We start from the raw sequence: 22,844 nt of genomic DNA on the forward strand, positions 1-22,844 counted from the left end.
CAAACACAGAGAAAACCCTTACAAGCACTTTGGTTTTCCCGTGGAAATAAATCAATAGCGTCTAAACCTTAAACTTCCCTAATAATTTTGCCAACCAACTAGCTTTATGTTCTTTTTCTTCAGCATAATAACCATCCCCATAGCTATTTTTTCTCATATAGGAGTAATTGTACCCATAGCCATAATTATATCCACTAAAATCATAGGTATCCCCTCCGCTTTTTAAGCCGTTAAAAATGGCGTAAAAATTCCTTACTTGATCGTTGGCATAGAGATCATTGATCATCAAAAGGTGATTTTTATGGGTAAAATCATGTCTTACAATATAAAGATTTACATCGGAAAAACGCAATAAATCCATTGTTTCGGAAACCAACCCTACCGGTGGGCAATCCATGATAATGATATCAAAACTTTCTTCCAAATGGTCCAGGAGCTTGCCCATTTTATCTTTTAGCAGTAACTCAGCAGGATTAGGAGGTACCGCCCCAGAAGGAACCACATAGAGATTTTCATAGGGTGTTTCAACAATAATATCGGCTGCAGAATCTTTATCTACTAAATAAGTTGAAAGCCCTTTTTTATTGGATACACCCAAATATTTTGCCAGCTTAGGTTTTCGAAGATCAAGTCCCATTATACATGTCTTTTTCCCACTCAGGGCCATTGCGGAAGCAAGGTTAAGGCTAATGTATGTTTTCCCTTCTCCGGAAATACTTGAGGTCACTAAGATACGTTTACATTTTTTTCACTTGCTATATAAAACAGAGCCGACCGAAGGGACCTAAATGATTCCGAAGCTAGGGACCGTGGATATTCCGCTACTAATAAATTGGTGTTCTTGTCACTGTATCCAATGGTTCCCAATAAGGGAATGCGCATTAGGCTTTTTAATTGGATCTGATCCATTACCCTATTGTTTAAGTAATGAAACAACCCAAAAACCTAAAGGAAGAAAAATCCAAGCCCGATAGCATAAGTATAATTTTGAGTCTTTTTGGAAAAATTAGAGTACCCCTTTTTGCTTGGTCCACTATACTGTTATCGGGTACATTAGATGCTTTAGCAATTCCAGCCTCTGCTCTCTTTTCAAGAAGATAAGTGTATAAATTTTCCCTCAACTTAAATTCTCTTAAGATATTGGTATAATCTGATTCTGCCTTTGGTAAATTAGAAAACTGCTTGTCAAAAGAGTTTAGTTTCTTCTGGTTTTCTTGTTTTCTACTTTCTGTATTGGCTATGAGGTTTTTAATGTTTTCAAATAGATTCTCTTTCAACCTATTGATCTGTTGATCTAAAACATTTACATCAGGGTGGGTTTCATTTACTAGAGAAAGTAATTTTCGTCGCTCCAGAGAAATTGTCACTAAGGAGCCAACCAATTCATTAAAAAGAGGATCATCAATACCAACTACGGAAGGGGCAACAATTTCCTCAAAAGAATCTGTTTTAGTTATTAAATAATTTTTAAGGGTATTGTAATAGGCCAATTCAAAGTCTATGGATTGGATGTTTGTTTCTAAAGCCTGTATACTATTCAGTACGCCACCGAACTCTGCATTCACATCCAGCATTTTATTGCTTACCTTAAATTGTTGCATTCTTCCTTCAACAGACTTCAAGGAATCTTCAACGATATACAACTGTTCCTCGATGAACTTCAAGGCATTTTCAGAAATTCGGTTCTTTTCTTTCAGGTCATATTCCAGAAAAGCGTCCATTAAGGCATTGATATAATCACTCCCTTTTTCTACAATTTTAGTAACTGTACTGATTTCAAGCACCGTTCCATAATTGATAAGTGGCTTAACCTGAATGGCATTGGCGTACCGATCTACTAAAGAAGCCGGATTATGAAGTAAAAACTCATAAGTATCATATTGCCTTAAATCGTCAAGTAAATAAATTTTAAATTTTGCCTTTTCACCTATTATTTCTTCGCCAAAACCCAGCACTTTATTGAAAATATCTCTTTCCTCTTCCACGTATTGGTAGCTGGTAAAGAACCTATCAAAAAAAGTATTTTCTCCGGAAAGCAGCATAAATGTGGAATCAGAAAGGATGTTAATTCTGATTTTTTTATTGACAATCTGCGGGTAATTCCAATCCACTTCAACCTTTATAGGGCTATTTTTATAGAGTTCAATTTCTTTAATATTGGTTGATGCAAAATAACTTACATCAAAATGTAAGTTACTCAAAGCTTCGGAAGCCAGATTTTTTGAGGAAAATAATAATATATCATTGGTAAGATTATCCCCTCCGGAAAAAATATTTGAACGATCAAGTATTCTAACCTCAGGGGATGCATTGCTCTTGATCATTACACTGCCTTTAACTTCATATCGCTCGACTGTATATCGATGAAAAAGAAATACAAAAACCAACCCGATTGAAATACAAAGCAAATACAAAGGCCAATATCTAAAGTATTTGATTAAGTAATACTTGATATCTATTGGCTTTTCCTGCTCATCAAATTGAGAAAGATCTAGATTTTCCATAACTAAAAGAGCCCTGAGGTAATTCCATATAAAAACATCAATGCAGTAATAATGGACACCCCAAGTTGCAAGCTTCCCGTCAAATTCTCTCCTGAACCAATTTGTCTAATATTCATTGGTTGCAAATACAATATGTCATTGGGCTGAATAAAATAGTAAGGGGAAGCCAAAAGTTGTCTGTCATTCAAGTTAATTTGATGGATCTTGGTGCCTCCATCATACTGTCTTATTAAAAACAATTCATTCTTACGTGCCAAAATACTGGATTCACCTGCAATTGAAATGGCGTCAAAAATGGTGGCGCGGTTTTTTAGAATCATCTTTGGACCCACATTACTAAATTCTCCTAAGGTAGTAAATCTAATGCCTCCTATCCTAAGCTTAACCTGCACTTCATCTTTGAAATAAAACCCTATGGCCTCCTGAACCATATTCCGTGCTTCAATTTCTGTTAAACCGGCAATTTTTATAGGATCCAAATTTGGAATTTGAATGTATCCGTCTTTATCTATTGAATACCCCGAAAAATAAAAAATGTCCATGTTTCCATTGCCACCAGCTCTACTTGTCCTAACCGCATTCGCTCCTTGATACTGGAAAGCTTTAAGCAAGTCCTCATTAGAGGAAGCAAAATCAACATCTACAATATCATATGGCTGCAAAATATACTCGTATTCTACATCCGCAAAAGGAATAAATTCATCCAATTCAATGGGCTCATTTCCTTCTAAATTTTGAAGATAATTTATTCTCTTATTACTTATACAGGAAGTAATTGAAATAAAAATTAAAACCGGAAATACCAGTCTTTTCATGTAAAAACTTTTAATGATCACCTCCAAAATTAACTAAATATGAACGGTTTGAAAAAATGAGAATAATAAATTTAAAGTGCATTATTTATTATTCAACAAGCGATTATATGCATTAAAAATATTTTTCTGGATAGAATTTCTATCGAATTTTTCTACAACCCTCTGGTGTAGATTTTCTGCATACCCCTGCATATCTGCTCTTTTTACGAATGCAAATTCCATGGCCTCTTTCAATGCCGAAACTAGTCCGACCTGATACACAAGAGCCGTCTTTTTATGCTTTACTAAATCAGTATTTCCCGGTATATCTGAACAGATGATAGGGCAACACATTGCTCCTGATTCCAAAAGTACATTGGGAAATCCTTCCCTATGAGAAGGGTGGATAAGGACATCACAAATGGCCAAATAATGTGCAACATGATCCGTCCATGGCACATGTACTATTCTTGGATGATCCTTTATCTGGTTGATGGTTTTGGGCTCAAGGGGATTCAAATCCTGTTCAAAGTCTCCCAATAAAATTAATTTTGACCGATTAACGATTTTTGATTGTACAAAAGCTTCCACTAGATCGGCAATCCCCTTGTCTTTAACTAGCCTACCAACTGTTAGCATTAAAAAATCATCCTCCCCGGGTACAATTCGCATGGTAGCGGCCACTAAATGATTTTCCTGTAAATTGTTCCTGTCAAAAACCTTTAGATCAACTCCATTAGAAGACCCTTCACCAATAATTTTCACCTTCTCCGGACGAACAAGTTTTTTACTTATAATAAAATCCTTTAAAGAATAGGAATTTGGCCATACTTCATCGGCAAAGCGGTAGGTGATTTTTTCAATGTCAGACAGTAGTTTTGCTTTCCTACCTTTTTCCACGATAAAAGGAAGCCCGGCTAAAGTATGAATTTTCACTGGCACTCCTGCCATCCACGCAGCAACCATTCCTAACAATCCGGCCTTTGGTGTATGGGTATGCACAATATCCGGTTTTTCCCGCTTAAACAGGCGAAACAATAACCACAAACAATAAATGTCTTTTAAGGGAGTAATTTTCCTGGTAAATGGGATGATTTCTTTCCTTATGCCTTTTTCATTTTTTGAAACATCATACCATTCTTTCCCTTCTGAACTAACCATAAGCACGTCAAATCCTGCATTTGACATGAAACTCATTTGATTTTTTAATAATAATTTGAGAGAAATGGGAACAGTTGTGATCCTAATCAACTTTGGCATTCAGCTATTATTTAATTAAAAGGTCAAATATACCTATTAAATCGATGGAAAATTAAATATTCTACTCAGTTGTCTTCAATTTTTATTATTAATGAAACGAAAGGAATTTGTAAAAAGTGGTCAAACAATGTGATTTATTTTTAACGAGGATTTGTCCCTAGAAAGCCAAAATGCATAAGCCAATCAAACGAACACTTGTAGATAGCTGACATTCAAATATTTATACTTTTTAATATTATAAAGGACACTATCAATCAACTGTTATTCATATTTGACAACCGATTAGGCATTGCAATTGCACAAACCAATACTGAAAAATAGTCAAAAGCATATAAGAAACACCTATTTCACTTTGTAGATAAAGTCTAATTCTAAAAAATTCAGAGATTAAAGTGTCAATATTTGAGTAATGAGGAAATACAATTAGCTCCTTACTGTATTAAGTATTATCTATTCGTGCACAAACCCAAGTAGCTTCTGCTATAAGTGTATCTCGAACAGTGGCCATCCCGCTTTGTTTAATTATCTTATTGCTAATCCTTATGTTCTGAATGGTGTATTTAATTTCTTCATTGTAATTGGCTCCTTTCAAAAACTGGACATGGTCCATACTTACCAAACCAAAAAAGCCCTTTGCAAGTCCAGCTTTTTTATTCCTGCACCACCACATTGCGCCATAGATTCAATTAAAATCATACCTGGAATAAAATCAAAATCAGAAAAACTACCTGTGGCCATTTTGTCAATGGCTTTGTCAAAGGTTTTAATCCCGATGATTTGATTCTCGTTTGCAGAAATAATTTTATCAACGAATAGAAAAGGAGATCGATGTGGTATTAGTTTTTCAATTGAAGCATCCATTTTTTTCAAATATTAAAGCTTACTGAATGGTTTTTATGCCGCCAAAAATCCTTTGGAAAAGCTTTACCAATTTAATTAATTTTAAACGGTTTAAGGCATAGCCCCTCACTTTACGTCGATGTAAATTATTAATGCTTCATAATTAGATAAATGCGACAGGCTTTCTGATGATTACACCAACCTTCTATCTAAAATAAAATGCATCTTTAACCTACTGCTAAAGCTTATTATTAAGCCTAGACAGAATGTTTTGATTTACCTAGGAACGCAGGGATTTGTCAAGAAAAAGGGTGAGGAAACCCCACCCTTTTTGAAAGCTTAATCGAAAATACTGATTTAATCAAACGCAGGATCTTGCACCAATGTAGGTGACCCATCTCTAAAGGATCTTTCAATTGCCTCTAATGGAACAGGGAAATATTCATGAACACCTTTGGTAAAGCTAGCATTGCTTAAATACGTTCTTTTGGTACCTTCCTCGTTAAGGTATTCATTCATCGTTTCTGCAGCAATTCCCCAACGTTGTAAATCAAAGAATCTATGTCCTTCCATCGCAAATTCCAACCTGGTTTCCATCCTTACAGCTTTTCTTGCCACATCTTGATCTGTCCACGGCATATCGTAGGTAGATATTACATAGTTGGCAGCAGGTTCTCCTTCCACAATCGTATAATCATTCCTTTCAGCACCTTGAATGGCCTTTGGTACAAAACCATCAGGATTAGCTGCTCTAGATCTGATCATATTAACAAGCTCCCTGGCCCTTTCAAGGTTACCAAGTTCAACTTCAGCCTCAGCCAGCCATAATATCACCATATCTAATCTCATAATTCTGTAATTATTGGCAGACAATCGGGGGTTAGACCCAATTCCGAAAAATTCCGGCTCCGCCACATGCTTAATTGGTGAATATGGCCCTGCATAATTTTGATCTCGGATAAAGTCACTGCCATGGATTTTATAACCTTTGTACAGAACATCTCTTCTTCCAACTGTATGATCTAGTCTCGGATCTAATGGACCTTCATAGGGTTGAAAAGGGTCATTCCAAGCCAAGCCTTGATCATTGGGAACATCACTATCGTTGAAAGTATCTAACAGAGGAAGCCCATCCTCAGAAGTTTTATAAGCATTTACCAAGTTTTGAGAAGGTTGGTAGAACCCACAACAGCCCCAAGGATCTGTATAAGGATAATTCAATGTTGTTCCTTCATTGGCTGCAGCTGTAGTAGCACTTGAGATAGAAAATTGAATTTCAAAAATTGACTCTTCATTGTTTCTTCTTCCCACAAGAAAATTTTCTTCGAAAGTACTGGTCAATGAAAATGGCCCATTGTTTAAAATATCATCTAAAAGGGTCTTCGCTTCCGCTAACACCGTCGTATTTGCTTCTCCTGTGCTTTGATCCCATCCTTGGAACATCTTGGCTTTGGCAAGAAAAGCTTGAGCTGCCCATTTTGTAGGTCTCCCCACATCTGCTTGAGATTCAGGCAAGGTATTCATTGCCGCTTCAAAGTCAGCCTCAATATCGGGCCAAATCTCCCTATCATTTGGAACTTTACTACTTTCTAAATCTATTAAATCGAAAGTAGAGTCATCAATATAAGGAACTCTTCTCCACATTTTTCTGGCTTCCATATGGAAAAACCCTCTTAAAAACCTTGCTTCGGCAATTATCTGAGCACTTCTTTCCTCAGACACATCTTCGGCTTTTTCAATGTGTTCAACACATCATTCGCCCGGGCTACTCCTTTATAAACTGCTCTCCATTTATTTCTTAGGTGAAGATTGGTAGGCTGAAAATCAAAAGCTTCCAAGAAAGACTGCTCCGGCTGATCACCTGCATCTGTTCCTTTGTAGGCGTCATCTGATACCACACCACCATATACCCAATTGTCTATGGTGCCATTCCATCCGGATTGTCCATCCAGTCCGTAACCATCTATCATTGCGTAAGCTCCCAACAAAAGCCCTTCTACGCCTTGTGCATTAGCCAAATCTACTGTACTGAACTGACCTTGGGGTACGGTTTCCAAAAACTCTTCCTGGCAGGAAGTAATGGACAACCCAAGTACTATTGCAGTAGCTATTTTTAAATATATTCGTTTCATTTGTTTGCTTCTTTATGTTATGATTGATTAAAACGTAACATTTACTCCCAAAATCAAATTTCTGGAAATAGGCATATAACCTCCATCAAATCCGACGGTATTGTTACTTCCTGTCTGAATCTCAGGATTTGTACCTGTATACTTTGTGATGGTAAACAGATTCTGACCTTGGAAATAAATAGAAGCCCTGCTCATACCTATGTTATTTAATAAGGCTTCAGACAAATTATAAGTCAACTGTACATTCCTCATTCTAAAATAAGAACCATCTTCTACAAAATAACTGGATGGCCGACTACTCACTTGATCATTAATATCCATTATTGGGAAAGTACCGGTAGGATTACTTGGCTGCCAAGCATCATACAATGCTGTTTTTGATTTATTTCCTTGGAATGTATTGAAATCCGTCCAGTAATTGATATAATTAAAAATATCGTTTCCAACAGATCCATTACCAAAGATTGCCAGATCCCAATTTTTATACCCTAGGTTTAAATTAATTCCATAAACAAAATCCGGATGAGGGTTTCCAATGATGGTCCTATCTGCATCAGTAATTACACCATCTTCGTTCACGTCCTGAACCTTGAATTTACCAACAGCATTGTAGTTACCATAAGCAGGATGTGCATCTACCTCTTCTTGGGTTTGAAAAATACCTAAGTTATTGTAACCAAAGAAAGAAGATATAGGATATCCTGATTGGGTAATTGTTACTGAAGGTACTCTAGTGGAAGTCCCAAACAACACATTGTCTTCATTCTCCGCCAAATTATCAACATTGTTTCTGTACATGGAGAAGTTAGCAGAAACGCCATAACTTAATTCTCCTCCCATAGCAGTGTCATCAAGTCCCAAATTTAAGTCAATCCCTTTATTGGTCATTTGACCTACATTAAAGAAAGGCGCGGTGGCATCTCCATGTCCATAATTAATGGGAGTTTGAAATAACATATCTGAAGTTACCCTGTTCCAAAGGTCTAATTCGAAGAAATATTTCCCATCCATCAACTCTATATCCAAGCCAATATTATTAGAAGTAGTGGTCTCCCACCTTGCATTTGGATTTCCAAAGCGCTGTGCATCAAAACCTAGAGAAGGGGTGGTGGTTGAACCATCAATAGGATAGCCCGCATTGAAAATATTTGACCTATAGGTTGTATATGCATTGTAATCACCGATCAATTGGTTACCGGTTTTACCCCAACCATACCTCAATTTCATGTCAGACACAATTGGCAAAGCCTCAGCCACTGCTGCTTCATCCGATAATCTCCATCCTAAACTAAATGCAGGGAATGTTGCATTTCTGGATGCAGCCAAAAATCTAGAAGACCCATCATTTCTCAAAATAAACTGAACGAGATATTTACCATCGTAAGAATAGTTCAGCTTACCGAACTGCGAATAAAGTCGATAATCACTCTCTACTCTACCAAAGTTGGTAGCTGTATTGGGATCTCCTAAGTCTAGATAGGAAATAATAGGGTTGGTTTCGAAAGCAAACCTTTGTCTGGAAGCCCCAAAAATTTCACCAAACTCTTTAATCGACTCTAAACCCAAATATGCATCAAATGCATGTACATCATTGAAGGTTTTAGTATAACTTACCGTATTGGTCCATACCCATTGGTAAGAATACGCATTTTCGGCAGTAGAACTATTGACAAAATTGCCCTCCACATATTCAGGCTGTGGTCTACCTATATAACGGGCCCTTCTATTGTTAGCGTCCACACCAAAACTTGATCTAACATTGATATTATCTGTGATATCAATCTGGGCATAAATATTTCCAAACACCCTCAATTCTAGGTTCCTATTGTCTTTGGCTCTTTCCAAGAATGCCACTGGATTATAATTATTACCCAGATTGGCCCCTCTACTTCCCGCGAAGTTGCCCATGATGTCATATACAGGCAAAAGTGGGTGTTGAAGCGAGGAACTAAATACTGCATTTTGCTCTTCATTGTTACCTCTTGACCCATTACCAAAACCACCTTTTCTATTACCGACTGTTACGGAAAGGTTTTCTCCAATCGTTAATCTATTTTTAAGTGTTTTAAACTCAGTATTGGCCCTTAGAGAATATCGGTCATATCCTATATTATTTATTACCCCGTCTTGACTGAAATAATTCAAGGACAAGGCATACCTACCATTTTCCGTTCCTCCATTGGCTGTCACTTGATAACTCTGTATAGGCGCAGATCTTGTGGTCTCAGCCCACCAATCTGTATCAGAGGCCCTGGTAATGGGGTAAATATTTCCCGGCTCTAATGCATATAAACTTGGATCAACTCCCGGATCTCCCTCCATGGCTCCGCTTGGGAACACATAATCAGGAATACTTACTTCACCATTTGGCCCCCACGAATACTGCCCATGCGTGGGCGTACTTCCCGGGTTACCATAGATATTGGCCAAATAAAGATACTCACCTAATTCTTCTGCATTCAAAGGGTCCGGACCTCTATCGGAAGTTTGCATACCATAATAGGCATTGAAAGAAACACTAGGCTTCCCTACTTTACCTCTCTTTGTAGTGATGATGATCACACCGTTCGCAGCCCTTGAACCATAAATTGATGCAGCTGAGGCATCTTTAAGAATTTGAATTGATTCAATATCATTGGGGTTTAAATTCCCCTGACTTTGTGTGGGTACACCATCTATTACATACAAGGGATCATTGTTGTTAATTGTTCCAAACCCCTAATACGAACTGTAGCTCCACCTCCCGGTGTTGCATCGTTAATAATGGTCACACCTGCTGCCCTACCCTGTAACTGTTGGGCAAAGGTTGTGGCAGGAATAGCTAGTAATTCTTCAGAATCGACTGAAGTAACGGCGCCGGTAATCTCTCTACGAGATTGGGAGCCGTAACCTGTTACAACCACTTCATCCAAACCACTTAAACCTTGTTCTAAAGATACATCGACGGTAGTCCTACTGCCAACGATTTCCTCCACATTATTAAACCCCAAAAATGAAAACACCAAGGTGGATTCTTGATTGGCTACTGAAATTGTATAATTTCCATCTAGGTCTGTTACAGTACCATTTGATGTGCCTTTGACTAATACGGCTGCACCGGGAAGGGGATCCCCTAGGTCATCCGTGACTGTACCCGAAACCTCTATCTGTGCCAAGGCAAAGCCCGTACTCACAAACAAAGACAACAGTACCAAACTGCATAACTTGTAAATTTTTAACATAAGTAAATTTTAGGTTTAGTATAAATTAATTGATATAAATTAAGAGCACACTGTATAAACAAGGCTCAAACGATTTAACCGATTAAGGCCAACATTGTTTAACTTATAAAGTATTTTCCTTTGAAAAATAAAGCGGATACCAGCTCTCTGAATGCAAGCTGGTTCCTAGAAATTCTAAAGGACTAACTGAGGCAATTGGTAGTACTGGCATAATGGGTTATATTTATCTGTTAATAATTATCTATTATGAAAAATACTTACAAAAAAAATAATTAATCAAACGACTTAAGCAATAATATGATTTTTTAATTTAAGGAAAAAAAAATTGAGAGAATTATTTGAAATTGATTTAAATCTGCAAATAGATCACTAAATCAAATCGAATACCATATCAATAAAACTTTTTCACTAAAAAACATTACTATTCCCTTTTATTAAAATTTAAAAACAACACTAAATTTTGTTTAAAATGGTTAAACCAAATTTACCTTTAAAAAAAGTATATTAATTATATATTTCAAACCAACCAATTACAACATTTTTTTACGTTAATTAAAAAAGCGATAACTTGATCTTATATTTAATTATTTCAACTAATATTACTAATGTTAAATAAAACTTTTATAGATGATTTTTAATTTTAACATAGAAAAAATTTACGGTAAGGTAAACGTAAATAAAATTTTATTGATTGAGTCAAATTTAAAATTTATTGGGTTCCTAACCTGAACACTTTCCTTTGTTTCATTTATTTTAGTCTATCAAGCAAGGGATTCTATAATAGGTTTTCAACTGACAACAAAATTCACCCTTATTGGTTGTCATAAGTCTCCTTTCACCTAGGCAACAAAACGCATTTACTTCTGTATAAAAAGCAACCTGCAAAAGTTACAACTGCCACAATCAAAAATCTATTTTTTTCTAAAGTAAAAACTTTATATTTACCAAATAATCACACATCCCGCACCAATAAACCCAATTTTCAAGAAATTGTTAAGACATTTCTCATATTGTTTAAACCCCTCTACCTTGATTAAGGTGTGGATAGTCTTTTTCACGATAACAGGCTGCAACACCCAAGAGAAAAATGAACCCTCACCTGCCCTTTCACCTCAAGAAGCACTTAAAAAATTTGAATTTAATGAAGATCTCACCGTCCAGCTTGTGGCAGCTGAACCCTTAATTGAAGACCCTGTTTTTACAAGTTTTGATGAAGAGGGAAGGCTTTGGGTAGTTGAGATGCGAGGTTTTATGAATACCATAGACGGGCATAATGAACAAGCACCAAATGGCAGGATTTCAATCTTGGAAGATAAAAATGGTGACGGGGAAATGGACAAAAAAACCATTTATCTAGATAGCCTAATCTTACCCAGAGCACTTGCCATTGTAAGCAACGGTGCCCTGGTGGCGGAAAATATGGCGCTTTGGTGGACCCAAGACCTGGATGGTGATTTAGTAGCAGATACCAAAGTATTGGTAGACCCTGATTATGCAGGAAGCAATTTACCCGAACATGCCGGTAACGGTTTATTGAGAGGAATTGACAATTGGTATTATAATGCAAAATCTCGGTTTCGTTACAAACTTAAAAATCAAAGATGGATCAAAGACAGCACCGAATTTCGTGGTCAATGGGGGATTAGCCAGGATAATTATGGCAGGCTGTATTACAATTACAATTGGTCTCCTTTGCATGCAGATCTAGTTCCCCTAACTATTTTAATAGAAACCTTAACCATAGCAGTACCTCAGGGATCGATCAAGGTCTTACCTCAGATCGAGAAATTTTTCCGGTCAGAGAAAATTTAGCGATCAACAGAGGTTATATTCCCGGAACACTGGATAAAAGAAACAGACTAAAGGAATTCACATCAGCATGTTCTCCTTTTTACTATAGAGGTGACGGGCTACCATCACAATATTCAGAAAACGTCTTTATCTGTGAACCTTCCGGAAATTTGATTAAAAGGAATGGCATCAAGGATAATGAGATCTTTATCCAAACCAGCTCACCTGATCAAGGCCGGTCAGTGATTGCTTCACGAGATGAGCGCTTTAGACCTGTTAGTTTGACTTCAGGCCCTGATGGCGCCTTGTATATTACCGACATGTACCGTGGCCTGATCCAACATGCCGCCTATATCTCCTCCTATTTAAAAGCAATCACAATTAATAGAAAGCTTGAATTGCCGACACATTATGGCAGAATATGGCGATTAACCGAAAAAAACCAAGGAAACAGATCCGTGCAAAAACTATCTGAACTAAAACACCATGAACTAGTTCAAAAGCTGAAACATCCAAACGGCTGGCACAGGGATATGGCACAAAGGCTGTTGGTAGAAAAAAGACAAAAACACAGTAAAAATATTAGAAGAACTTGCCTTAGATAACAAGTATCCATTGGCTCAAATCCATGCTTTGTGGACTTTAGAAGGGATGGGAAGATTAGATGCTAAGGTGATCATTTCCCTTTTGGAGATAGATAATTCTAAAAACCCTCAAGTTACCATCCATGCCCTACGCCTTGCAGAACAGTTTTCTTCAGAAAATTCAGTTTACAAAGAGGTTCTAGAAAATAGCCTGTTTAAAATAGTAAGGAGTAAAAATTCGGCAATAAGCCTCCAATTGGTCTTGAGTTCAGGCAATTTTTCTCCAAAGTTTAATTTTAAGGTGCTCTTGGTTGTTTTGGAAGCAATGATTGATGAGCCTATATTTAGGGATGCGGCCCTCAGTAGTTTGTATGATCATGAATTTTTTTTTTGCAGTTACTATTGGAACAAAAAACATGGCAAAACGAAGTGAGCTCAAGAGCTATTTTTATCGAAATGCTGGCTACAGCCATCTGCAACAAATATGAGCCATCGGAAATGCGAAAATTGGTAAAAATCTTAGATAATAGCCCGCCCTCTCAAGACTGGAAATCATTGGCTATCCTTAGAGGGATGACAGTCGCTTCTTCTCATCATAAAAGTCCCCTCATTCGACTTCCCAAAGCGCCCCTATTCACAACCACTACTGAATTTGAAAAAGTGATTTAAACATCAACCAATTAAATCAATTGTTTGACTGGCCTGGTAAAAATAATAAAGTAGACAGTCTTAAAGCCAGCTTCAACTTGTCAAATAGCGAAAAAATATCCTTTGCTAAAGGAAGACAGCTCTATGTTAGTACTTGTGCAGGTTGTCACGGAGAAGATGGTGAAGGCGTAAATAGAATGGGTCCACCATTAAACAATTCTGAGTGGGTTACAGGATCTGAAAAGCGACTTGCCATGATTTTAATCCATGGGTTAGAAGGGCCATTAACGGTCAATGGAGTCCAATACCAAAGCCCTGAAATTTTGCCCATAATGCCTTCCATGGCTAGTCTAGACAATGGCAGAATAGCAAATATCCTTACTTATATCAGGAATGAATGGAATAATAATGCACCGGCTGTAAAGAGTGGTACAGTTGCAGAATTAAGACTTTCAACCCAAGGCCGGGTCTTGCCATGGAAACCGGAAGACCTTTTAAAATATGAGCCACCGGTAAACCCGCTGAACAAACCTTAAAAATCATGAAGGCAAACACCGTACATACAACAGTCCCTAATTATTCAAGTGAGCGTCGCAATTTCATAAAAACTGCAAGCGTGGGGTTATTGGCCATGAGCATCCCTGGCTTTCCTAATATTTTCGAGAGGGAAAAATTGGGTATTGTCGTTCATTCTTATGGAAAAAGATGGCATTCTTCTTATCAAAGTAGCCTTTACCCGGGCTTTAAAAATGCCAGTGAATTGCTAAACCATTGCCATAAAATCGGTGCAGGAGGAATCCAGGTTGGAGTTAAAGATTGGTCAACTGATTTCTCCAAAAAAATAAGAGATCAAAGAGAAAAGTTCGGCATGTACCTTGAAGGTTCCATTGGAATGCCTAGAAAAGAAATTGATCTAATGGGTTTTGAGAAGCAACTCATCTTGGCGAAGGAGGCCGGTGTTAAGGTTTTGAGAACCGTAAGTTTAGGACCTAGAAGATATGAAGCGCTTCATACAGAAGAAGATTTTATAGCGTTCAAAACCGAAGCCACAAGGATGCTAGCAAAAGTTGCCCCTATTTTAAGCAAACATAAAATCAAATTGGCGATTGAAAATCACAAAGATTGGCGCTCCGATGAATTGGTCCACTTGGTGAAAAATATATCAAGTGAATGGATTGGGGTTACCTTGGACTTTGGAAATAGCATTGCTTTAATGGAGCTACCTGAACATACACTCCAACTTTTGGCTCCCTATGTTTTCACTACGCATGTCAAAGACATGGCAGTGGCTCCCTACGAAAAAGGATTTCTATTGTCTGAAGTACCATTAGGGAAAGGTTGCTTAGCACTAAAACAGATTGTAGACACTTGCAAAAAGCACAACCCATCAATCACTTTTAATCTCGAGATGATTACAAGAAACCCGCTACAAATCCCTTGCTTGACACCTGATTATTGGACCACACTCCAGCAGGTGACAGCCTCCGAATTGGCAAAAATGCTAACTTGGGTAAATTCTAGAAAAGAAAGGCTTCCATATATCAATGCTTTAGAACCTGAAGCATTATTAGCCAAAGAGGAATACAATGTACGGACTTCATTGTCATACAGTAATGAAAATTTTAACCTATAAATTGAATATTATGTTAGACAGCTTACCAGGAATTAAATTATTTGATCTCAGTAAAAAAACAGCCATTGTCACTGGAGGATCTAAAGGTTTAGGCCTTGCCATGGCGGCAGGGCTTGCCTCTGCCGGAGCAAATCTATTAATTGTGAATAGAAATGAAAAAGACGGCTTTATTATAGCTGAAAAGATTGCGAAAACCTATGGTGTAAAAGCGCTGGCTTTTGCTGCTGACATTTCCAAAGAGGAACAAACCGATGCAATGGCCGCTTTTGCCATGGAAAATTTTGGCAGCATTGATATTTTGATAAACAGTGCCGGTATAAACATTAGAGGGGCGATTGATGAGGTAAGCTTGGAGGATTTTAACAAAGTAATGGAAGTAAATGTCACTGGTTCTTGGCTTTGTAGCCGCTCCGTTATCCCCCATATGAAAGCTCAAAAATCAGGAAAAATAATAAATTTAGCCAGTACTTTGGGTCTTGTAGGTTTGGCCAATCGGACGCCTTACACTTCAAGTAAAGGTGCTGTGGTCCAAATGACCCGTGCATTGGGGATTGAGTTGGCACCATTTGATATTAAGGTTAATGCCATCTGCCCGGGGCCATTTCTCACAGAAATGAATATCCCTGTTGCCGATGATCCTGCTACCAAGGAGTTTATTATTGGTGCCACAGCCTTGGGAAGATGGGGAGAACTCAAAGAAATTCAAGGGGCCGCAATTTTCTTAGCAAGTGAAGCAGCCAATTATATGACGGGATCTCTCCTTACCGTAGACGGTGGTTGGACAGCTAAATAGCGTTTAAAAAAACTTTCGAATACTTATGCCAATAGAGAAGCCATAAGGAATATAATTACCATAGAAGTAATAGACAGAATAAGGGTACCTAAGCTGTGGGATTGGTAGCCTTGCTTGATATTCATTCCGGATAATTGGGTCATGGCCCAAAAAAAGCTATCATTGGCATGGGAGACGGCGATGGCCCCAGCCCCTGTAGCCAAGACTGTAAATACGCGCATTACCTCAGAATCCAAACCCAAGGTGGGCATTAAAGGAACCATTATAGATGCTGTCGTCACCAAAGCTACAGTTGAGGAACCCTGGGCAGATTTCAAGGCAAAGGCCATAGCAAAAGGAAGGAATAAACTCCAATGGCCAGTACTCATCAATCCACTAATCTGATCAGCAATTCCTGAATTTTGTAGCATTTTACCAAAAACTCCACCAGCACCTGTGATGAGTATCACAGGTGCCCCTATCAATAATGCTTCACCAAACCAACCCGAAGAAGACAATATCTTTTTGTCCAACTTTTCCGGCAAACTAAAGGCCAAAAATGCACCTAAAAGTAAGGCAATTATTGGGTTCCCAATAAATAAAATAAGGGCAGTTAGGTGGTTTTCCCCAAAGGGTTTGGTAGGATAAGCTGCAATCGAGGACAAAATTATTAACAACAATGGGATTACAATTGGCATAAAAGACTTGCCCAATGATGGGCTTTTCCCGGAATAACCTAATTTATCCACCTTAGCAAAGGCCGGTTCTAAATGAATATTTGAGACCCAATACTTACAAAAATAGTAGCAGGGTATCAATCCCAAAGCACTGATAATCGCACCAAATAAAATTATTCGCCCTAAATCTGCCTCCAAGATACCTGCCGCAGCTATAGGTCCTGGAGTGGGTGGAACCAATGAATGCGTGGCAGTTATCCCCAACGTTAAGGCAACTGTTGTAGCAGCATAAGGCAATTTCCCTTTAAAGGAAAGTGATTTATTGATTGGGTTCAACATGATAAAAGCACTGTCGCCAAACACAGGAATTGAAGAAATGTATCCGGTAATCATCATCCCAAGCATCACTGATTTTTCGCCTACCCAAGACAGTACCTTTTTTGCAATAACAAAAGCACCTCCGGATTTTTCAAGAAAAGTCCCTATAATTACTCCAAAAAGGATCAGTAGACCTATTCTTCCCAAGACACCTCCAAACCCCTCGGTAATTGAGCTAATAATCAGTGCATTGGGCATACCTGCCAATAACCCATATAATATGGCCCCGGTGAATAAAGCGAGAAAAGGATGAATTTCAAATTTAATGATCGCGACTACGACAATGACCAACACCAATAGAATCAAAATAAAGATTAACATACAGCAATATTTGGGTTTATTTTACCTACCAAATAAAGCATTTTTATCTACATTTTAACTGAATTTATATATTTTTATAAAATATTATTCCATTACATAATCATAAAACTCAATTAATGCATCCTTTTTATGGATTGAATTTTAACCGGGTTTACAAGGTATTGATCCACTTCCTCTCCTGATTGGATTTCTTTTACCAGCTCCATCCCCTTTGTAACCTTTCCAAATGCTGCAAATCCATAACCATCCGGATTTCTCTTTCCATTATGGTCCAATTCAGGCTGTGCATTTATACAAATAAAAAAGGAACTTTGGGCACTATTAGGTCCTAATCTAGCCATAGAAATGGTTCCATCGACATGCTTAATTCTTGTTTTTTGGCTTGTTTCTATTGGTATTGGAGCTAATAATAAACTATCAGGCACATTTCCTCCTTGAATCACTTCTATCCTAATCTCTCTATCCGCTTCGTTTTCCGGTGTACAAACCCTAAAAAAGCTAGAATTGGTATAAAGTTCTTTCTCCACGTAGGCTCGGAAATTCTCTACAGTTATTGGGGCTTGCTCCGGATATACAACAAGCTCAATTTCACCAATTTCTGTCTCTATTAAGTACTTCTCAATTTCCTGTGCAAGTATGGAATTACTGATAATAAATAATAAGAGGCAGCTGATAATTTTATTCATGGTACAAATTATTTTGTTGATTTAAACCCGAAATAAGCAAGGGATCCTTTGGTACTAATGGATGGGTAAGACAGTTAACCAAATTACCATTTCCATCAATTAACAAAAAATTCAAACCCTTTACAAACCATTTTTACTCCCTAACAAAAAATATCTGTATCTCACATTTCACCTAGAAGAGAAACATAACTTTTATAAGGAAATTCAATAATTAACAGAATAAAAATATTCAAAAACCTATTTTAAAAACTATTTTTTGAGTATTTTACCATTACACAAGTAAAAAAAACACCTACTAATTAAAACAAACTAATTATGTTTGAGGAGTACATTGGAGTCATTAAAATGTTTGCAGGCAATTTCACTCCCAGAGGCTACGCGCCTTGTGATGGAAGAATAATGTCAATCAAGGACAATCAATCTTTATTTTCAATTTTAGGCAATATGTATGGCGGAGATGGCAAAACTACTTTCGCCTTACCGGATCTAAGAGGAAGAATGCCGGTGGGGAGTGGACGCGGACCGGGACTTAGTCCAAAAAAGACCGGTGAAAAAGGTGGTCAGGAAACCTGCCAATTAAAGGAACAAAACTTACCTTCACATTCTCACTCATTGTTATCAAATTCTGTAAAAGCCAATTCCAATAATCCTGAAGGCAATTATTTGGCCTTAAGCCAAGTGAAAGTCAACCGATTCAGACCACCTTATGCAGTACAGTCCTATGCTGAGACCTCAAACAGCCTGATGAATGAAAAATCAATAAGCGAAACTGGTGCCAACGAACCATTTGAGCAAATTCCACCCTATTTAAGTATCAATTTCATCATCTGTATACAGGGATATTATCCGGCAAGAACATGATGTTTCATTACTCACAATGAGTAATATCACTGTCTAGGAGTTCTGTAGCATGGGCTGCTGGTAGTCCAAGCTTGGGACTCAGGTAAGGTATCCCCCAACCCATACCTCTTAAAACGAATAGAACACCCATAAACATAACAAAATATGGCATTGCTTTATTCATTTTCATTCTGAAACTCAAGGAGAAAATATCTTTTGAAAACATTAGCAAAATCATCACAGGAAAAGTCCCCAATCCAAAAACGAACATATAAGCCATTCCATAAACCGGGCTTTGTAAGGCCAAAGAAGCCACCAAAGCCATATACACCATCCCGCAAGGAAGGAAGCCATTCAATAATCCGCTTAGAAAAAATGCTTTACTGCCACCTCTTCTAATTGATTTACCCAATTGAGATTTAAGCTTTATCAATGATTTTGAAAATGCAGATCCGGTTATCCATTTTTCTGACTCTTTGTAAAAAAACGCCAAGCCAATAATGGTCAAACCCAAAATTATGGAAACCCATTGCTGTACTCCTGCCAGCGATAGAGAAAACCCCAGCAAACCTACCAGTCCACCTAAAACGGAATAAGTAACAGCCCTTCCCGAGTTATAAAGTAATTTATTGAACAAATACTTACTCCTATCTTTACCTGCTAAGGCCAAAGCTATTGGCCCACACATACCCACGCAATGAAACGAGCCTAGCATCCCCCATATAAAGGCTGTCCAAATCATTTATATATCTATTTTCTTCTCTTCAAAAAGGCTACCCCTCCTGCTTCCCAGGTCATCTTCACCTTCCAATAGCCCGGCTCTAAATCGTCCAGTTTTAAAACACTGAAATCGGCATCCTTAATTTCAACCTGTATTTTTTTATCCATTCTCGCATCAGAAGGTCTAAATAAGTGCAACTCTCCTTTGGCTCCGATAGGCAATTTGAATTGTAGTGTTTTACTTACCGGATCATATTGCAAAACCTTTCCTTCAATAGCTTGGGTATTATTCACCCTATCTATATGTTCCTGGTATTTTATCTCTTCCGCATAATAATTCTCAGTAACCAAATGAATATCATCTTGCCTCACACAAATGGTTACCAAAGTGACCATCAAGCCTATAAAAACAAGTAATAATAACAAAATTCCATTTCCCCAATTCATATCGTATTCTTTAAATGATTGTCATTCAGCAACAGGCCCCATAAAACTGGTAGAAATTCGGTCAATGGTTTCTCCATTTTGCTGAAGCAAAAGCTCCACATTTTGCTGAGGTACTTTCATGTCTTTCTGATTCTTAACCAGAAAAAACCTACCCTCAAACTTGGATTGTCCTTCAAGGTGCCAATCGGTATGCCCCACTTTTTCCAGAGTAAATGTTGGGTCATTTGGAACCAAAGTGACTTCCTGCTCATCAAAGGTCTTATTGATTAACGTAACTTCATATAGATTACTGATTTGCGCCCCCTCTCTGGCTTGGTAGGTCATTCCTCTAAACCTAGTCACAGTAGCGCCTAAATCATCTCTGGTAGCTAACAAAGCCACAAATCCTACAATTAGCAAAAGCAGCATACCGGAGTAGGCTTTCACTCTTCCGGTTAATAATTTTGATGTACCTGTCAAAATACTGTTTTCTGAAGCATACCTGATCAACCCCTTGGGACGATCAACTTTTTCCATAACATCATCACAGGCATCCATACAAGCTGTACAGTTGACACACTCCATTTGTATACCATTTCTGATATCTATTCCCGTAGGGCAAACTTGCACACACAATGTACAATCAATACAATCTCCAACAGGCTTTTCTTCAACCTTTTTCTTTCTAATGGGGGCTCTTGGCTCACCTCGTTTATAATCATATGTCACATTGATGGATTGATTGTCCAGCAACACACCTTGTAGACGTCCATAGGGACAAACCACTATACATGCCTGTTCCCTAAACCATGAAAAAACAAAAAGAAAGATTCCGGTAAAAGCTAGCAAGCCAAAAAAACCAGCCAAATTATCTACTGGAGAGGAGGTAACTATTTCTTTTACTTCATCAACACCTATAAGATAAGCCATAACCGTATGGGAAATAAGCAGGGAAATCAAAACGAAAATAAACATTTTGATGGACTTCTTTCTTATTTTTTCTGCATTCCATGGCATGGCATCCAATTTTCTTTGCTGGCTGGCATCCCCTTCTATCCAATACTCTATTTTACGGAATACCATTTCCATAAAGAGTGTTTGTGGACAAGCCCATCCGCAAAACACCCTTCCGAAAACCACCGTAAATAGGATAATGAAAACAAAGAAAATCAACAATAAAAAAATCAGCAAATGGGTATCTTGTGGCCAAAAAACAGCTCCAAAAATAATGAATTTCCGTTCAAAAACATTGAACAGTAACCAAGGACGACCGTCTACTTTAATGAAAGGCCCTGCAAATAAAATCCCCAGTAATAGCCAAGAAAAATAGGTCCTGTATTGATAGAATTTTCCGGAAACCTTCTTGGGGAAAACCCAATGTCTTTTTCCATCCTGATTCACAGTACCAAGCGCATCCCTGAACTTATCCGGATTTAGATTTTCATTTCTTACAGCCATGATTCTTTTATTTATGATAGAGGTCGGGTCTGAAAGCCTCAAACCCGACCTTTTGGCTTTATTCTACAGGTTCTACACCCAGTTCTTCCTCACCCAAAGCATCTACCGGTTCTTCGATAGTGGGTTCATATTTTTCTCCTTGAGGATCTTTTGGATTGGCAGGAGAAGTTCCTTGAAGGGACAAAATATAACTTGAAACCTGCTGCATTTGCTCAGGGCTTAATTGATCTTGCCATGGAATCATCCCTTTTTCTACTACTCCATATTTGACCACAGTAAAGACACTTTTTATATCTCCTCCATGCAACCAGTACTCATCGGTTAGATTAGGCCCTACACCACCTCCACCATCCATTGCATGACAAGCCGCACAGTTGCCGGTAAATAATTCTTTTCCGGCTTCCAGAGTAGGCGTAGAAGTATCCAATTCTACATTGGTCTCATCAATGGAAGTTAGCATCATGGCACCTCGAGCCTCCGCCTCTAGAGCCGCCTCCTCCAGAGATGCCTCATATTCTTCAATTTGTGTTTTCCCTATACCCAATACGGTATAATTCAAAAAATAAACTACCGCAGAAAAAATGGTCAGGTAAAACACATATTTTAACCATGGGGGCATGAAATTGTCTAATTCCACAATACCATCGTAACTATGGTCAAGCTGTATATCTTTTTCTTCAGCTATTGGCTTCATTTTACCCACCACATATTTCGTCTTGAATGACTCCCACCAGGAAGGCTCAGCTGCCAAGGCAGGGTTTTCTTTTCTCAAGATTGTCATTAGGAAAGACAACATATAAACCATCACGCCCACAATGATAACAATGACAAGCAGTACGATGGTAATTATGGCTAGTAATAGCATGGTATTGCTATCCATCTGTTGCATTTGAGCCAAAAAGCTAGATTCTGCTTCTTGCGCAAAGCCGGGCACTGCCATCAACAAACACATCAGGGTGACTCCAATCAGTTTAAAGTTTTTCATTCGACTTATCGTTTTGAGGTTCATCATTGAGTGGCATTTCTTTCATGTGGTCCACATAAGTTTTATCTACTTTTAAGACCCACCAAAACATTCCGATAAAGAAAATTACAAATATCAATAAGGAAATGATTGGGTAGATCTCAATATTCTCCATTGAGCTTAAAATATTTTTTT

General features: G+C 37.9%; 21 protein-coding genes and 2 pseudogenes. 8 read left to right on the top strand and 15 right to left on the bottom strand.

Going from position 1 to position 22,844, the window contains the following annotated elements; all coding sequences use genetic code 11:
• Window positions 1-61: 61 nt before the first annotated feature.
• The 8 genes and pseudogenes from WG932_RS09110 to WG932_RS09145 form a co-directional block, all read right to left on the bottom strand.
• The gene (locus tag WG932_RS09110) at window positions 62-727 is read right to left on the bottom strand and encodes a tyrosine-protein kinase family protein (RefSeq protein ID WP_483087715.1); all 666 of its coding nucleotides are present in this window, start codon (window positions 725-727) and stop codon (window positions 62-64) included.
• Window positions 728-920: 193 nt separating this feature from the next.
• Entirely contained in the window at window positions 921-2,504 is a 1,584-nt protein-coding gene (locus WG932_RS09115) for a GumC family protein (RefSeq protein WP_483087716.1), read from the bottom strand.
• Between the two features lie 2 nt (window positions 2,505-2,506).
• Window positions 2,507-3,319 carry a polysaccharide biosynthesis/export family protein gene (locus tag WG932_RS09120; protein WP_149392736.1) on the bottom strand — a complete coding sequence of 271 codons (813 nt, stop codon included), beginning with the start codon at window positions 3,317-3,319 and terminating at the stop codon, window positions 2,507-2,509.
• An 81-nt stretch (window positions 3,320-3,400) separates the two neighbouring features.
• On the bottom strand, window positions 3,401-4,558 hold the full coding sequence (locus WG932_RS09125; RefSeq protein ID WP_014022883.1) for a glycosyltransferase family 4 protein: 1,158 nt from the start codon (window positions 4,556-4,558) through the stop codon (window positions 3,401-3,403).
• A gap of 439 nt (window positions 4,559-4,997) precedes the next feature.
• Entirely contained in the window at window positions 4,998-5,168 is a 171-nt protein-coding gene (locus WG932_RS09130; protein ID WP_483087717.1) for a hypothetical protein, read from the bottom strand.
• A gap of 2 nt (window positions 5,169-5,170) precedes the next feature.
• Window positions 5,171-5,419, bottom strand: a complete 249-nt coding sequence (locus WG932_RS09135; RefSeq protein ID WP_483087718.1) for an ApeP family dehydratase — start codon at window positions 5,417-5,419, stop codon at window positions 5,171-5,173.
• A 336-nt stretch (window positions 5,420-5,755) separates the two neighbouring features.
• Window positions 5,756-7,530: pseudogene (locus tag WG932_RS09140) on the bottom strand (RagB/SusD family nutrient uptake outer membrane protein).
• 27 nt (window positions 7,531-7,557) lie between these two features.
• Window positions 7,558-10,751 (bottom strand): annotated as a pseudogene (locus tag WG932_RS09145) (SusC/RagA family TonB-linked outer membrane protein).
• A 1,038-nt stretch (window positions 10,752-11,789) separates the two neighbouring features.
• Here WG932_RS09145 and WG932_RS09150 point away from each other — a divergent pair.
• From WG932_RS09150 to WG932_RS09180, 7 genes are read left to right on the top strand one after another with little or no spacing between them, the layout of a single operon-like run.
• Window positions 11,790-12,563, top strand: a complete 774-nt coding sequence (locus tag WG932_RS09150; protein WP_483088608.1) for a DUF7133 domain-containing protein — start codon at window positions 11,790-11,792, stop codon at window positions 12,561-12,563.
• Window positions 12,509-13,147: a DUF7133 domain-containing protein gene (locus WG932_RS09155; RefSeq protein WP_483088609.1), complete on the top strand. Its 639-nt coding sequence runs from the start codon at window positions 12,509-12,511 to the stop codon at window positions 13,145-13,147. The genes WG932_RS09150 and WG932_RS09155 overlap by 55 nt, the downstream gene beginning before the upstream one ends.
• Before the next feature lie 10 nt (window positions 13,148-13,157).
• The gene (locus WG932_RS09160; RefSeq protein ID WP_483087719.1) at window positions 13,158-13,559 is read left to right on the top strand and encodes a hypothetical protein; all 402 of its coding nucleotides are present in this window, start codon (window positions 13,158-13,160) and stop codon (window positions 13,557-13,559) included.
• Window positions 13,556-13,795, top strand: coding sequence for a hypothetical protein (locus WG932_RS09165; RefSeq protein ID WP_483087720.1), 240 nt, complete (start codon window positions 13,556-13,558; stop codon window positions 13,793-13,795). Before WG932_RS09160 ends, WG932_RS09165 begins: the two co-directional genes overlap by 4 nt.
• Before the next feature lie 20 nt (window positions 13,796-13,815).
• The gene (locus tag WG932_RS09170) at window positions 13,816-14,310 is read left to right on the top strand and encodes a c-type cytochrome (RefSeq protein WP_483087721.1); all 495 of its coding nucleotides are present in this window, start codon (window positions 13,816-13,818) and stop codon (window positions 14,308-14,310) included.
• A 5-nt stretch (window positions 14,311-14,315) separates the two neighbouring features.
• A complete protein-coding gene (locus WG932_RS09175) occupies window positions 14,316-15,407 on the top strand; it encodes a sugar phosphate isomerase/epimerase family protein (protein ID WP_483087722.1) in 1,092 nt (363 codons plus the stop codon).
• Window positions 15,408-15,417: 10 nt separating this feature from the next.
• Window positions 15,418-16,200 (top strand): SDR family NAD(P)-dependent oxidoreductase, encoded by a 783-nt coding sequence (locus tag WG932_RS09180; protein ID WP_014022891.1) that lies wholly within the window; start codon window positions 15,418-15,420, stop codon window positions 16,198-16,200.
• 23 nt (window positions 16,201-16,223) lie between these two features.
• Here the strand turns inward: WG932_RS09180 and WG932_RS09185 are convergent, their stop codons facing one another.
• Both WG932_RS09185 and WG932_RS09190 read right to left on the bottom strand, forming a co-directional pair.
• Window positions 16,224-17,555, bottom strand: coding sequence for a GntP family permease (locus WG932_RS09185; RefSeq protein ID WP_014022892.1), 1,332 nt, complete (start codon window positions 17,553-17,555; stop codon window positions 16,224-16,226).
• A gap of 113 nt (window positions 17,556-17,668) precedes the next feature.
• Entirely contained in the window at window positions 17,669-18,241 is a 573-nt protein-coding gene (locus WG932_RS09190) for a peptidylprolyl isomerase (RefSeq protein ID WP_483087723.1), read from the bottom strand.
• Between the two features lie 315 nt (window positions 18,242-18,556).
• Here WG932_RS09190 and WG932_RS09195 point away from each other — a divergent pair, with 315 nt between their 5' ends.
• The gene (locus WG932_RS09195) at window positions 18,557-19,102 is read left to right on the top strand and encodes a phage tail protein (RefSeq protein WP_149394523.1); all 546 of its coding nucleotides are present in this window, start codon (window positions 18,557-18,559) and stop codon (window positions 19,100-19,102) included.
• Window positions 19,103-19,109: 7 nt separating this feature from the next.
• Here WG932_RS09195 and WG932_RS09200 read toward each other — a convergent pair whose 3' ends face one another.
• From WG932_RS09200 to WG932_RS09220, 5 genes are read right to left on the bottom strand one after another with little or no spacing between them, the layout of a single operon-like run.
• On the bottom strand, window positions 19,110-19,823 hold the full coding sequence (locus tag WG932_RS09200; protein WP_014022895.1) for a sulfite exporter TauE/SafE family protein: 714 nt from the start codon (window positions 19,821-19,823) through the stop codon (window positions 19,110-19,112).
• 8 nt (window positions 19,824-19,831) lie between these two features.
• Complete coding sequence (locus WG932_RS09205; protein WP_483087724.1) at window positions 19,832-20,248, bottom strand: FixH family protein; 417 nt, start codon at window positions 20,246-20,248, stop codon at window positions 19,832-19,834.
• Between the two features lie 21 nt (window positions 20,249-20,269).
• Window positions 20,270-21,685 (bottom strand): cytochrome c oxidase accessory protein CcoG, encoded by a 1,416-nt coding sequence (gene ccoG, locus WG932_RS09210; protein WP_483087725.1) that lies wholly within the window; start codon window positions 21,683-21,685, stop codon window positions 20,270-20,272.
• Between the two features lie 58 nt (window positions 21,686-21,743).
• Window positions 21,744-22,670, bottom strand: coding sequence for a cbb3-type cytochrome c oxidase N-terminal domain-containing protein (locus tag WG932_RS09215; protein WP_041934850.1), 927 nt, complete (start codon window positions 22,668-22,670; stop codon window positions 21,744-21,746).
• Window positions 22,657-22,824: a cbb3-type cytochrome c oxidase subunit 3 gene (locus WG932_RS09220; RefSeq protein WP_483087726.1), complete on the bottom strand. Its 168-nt coding sequence runs from the start codon at window positions 22,822-22,824 to the stop codon at window positions 22,657-22,659. Before WG932_RS09220 ends, WG932_RS09215 begins: the two co-directional genes overlap by 14 nt.
• Window positions 22,825-22,844: the final 20 nt, after the last annotated feature.

Source organism: Cyclobacterium sp. SOCE241 (assembly GCF_056867545.1).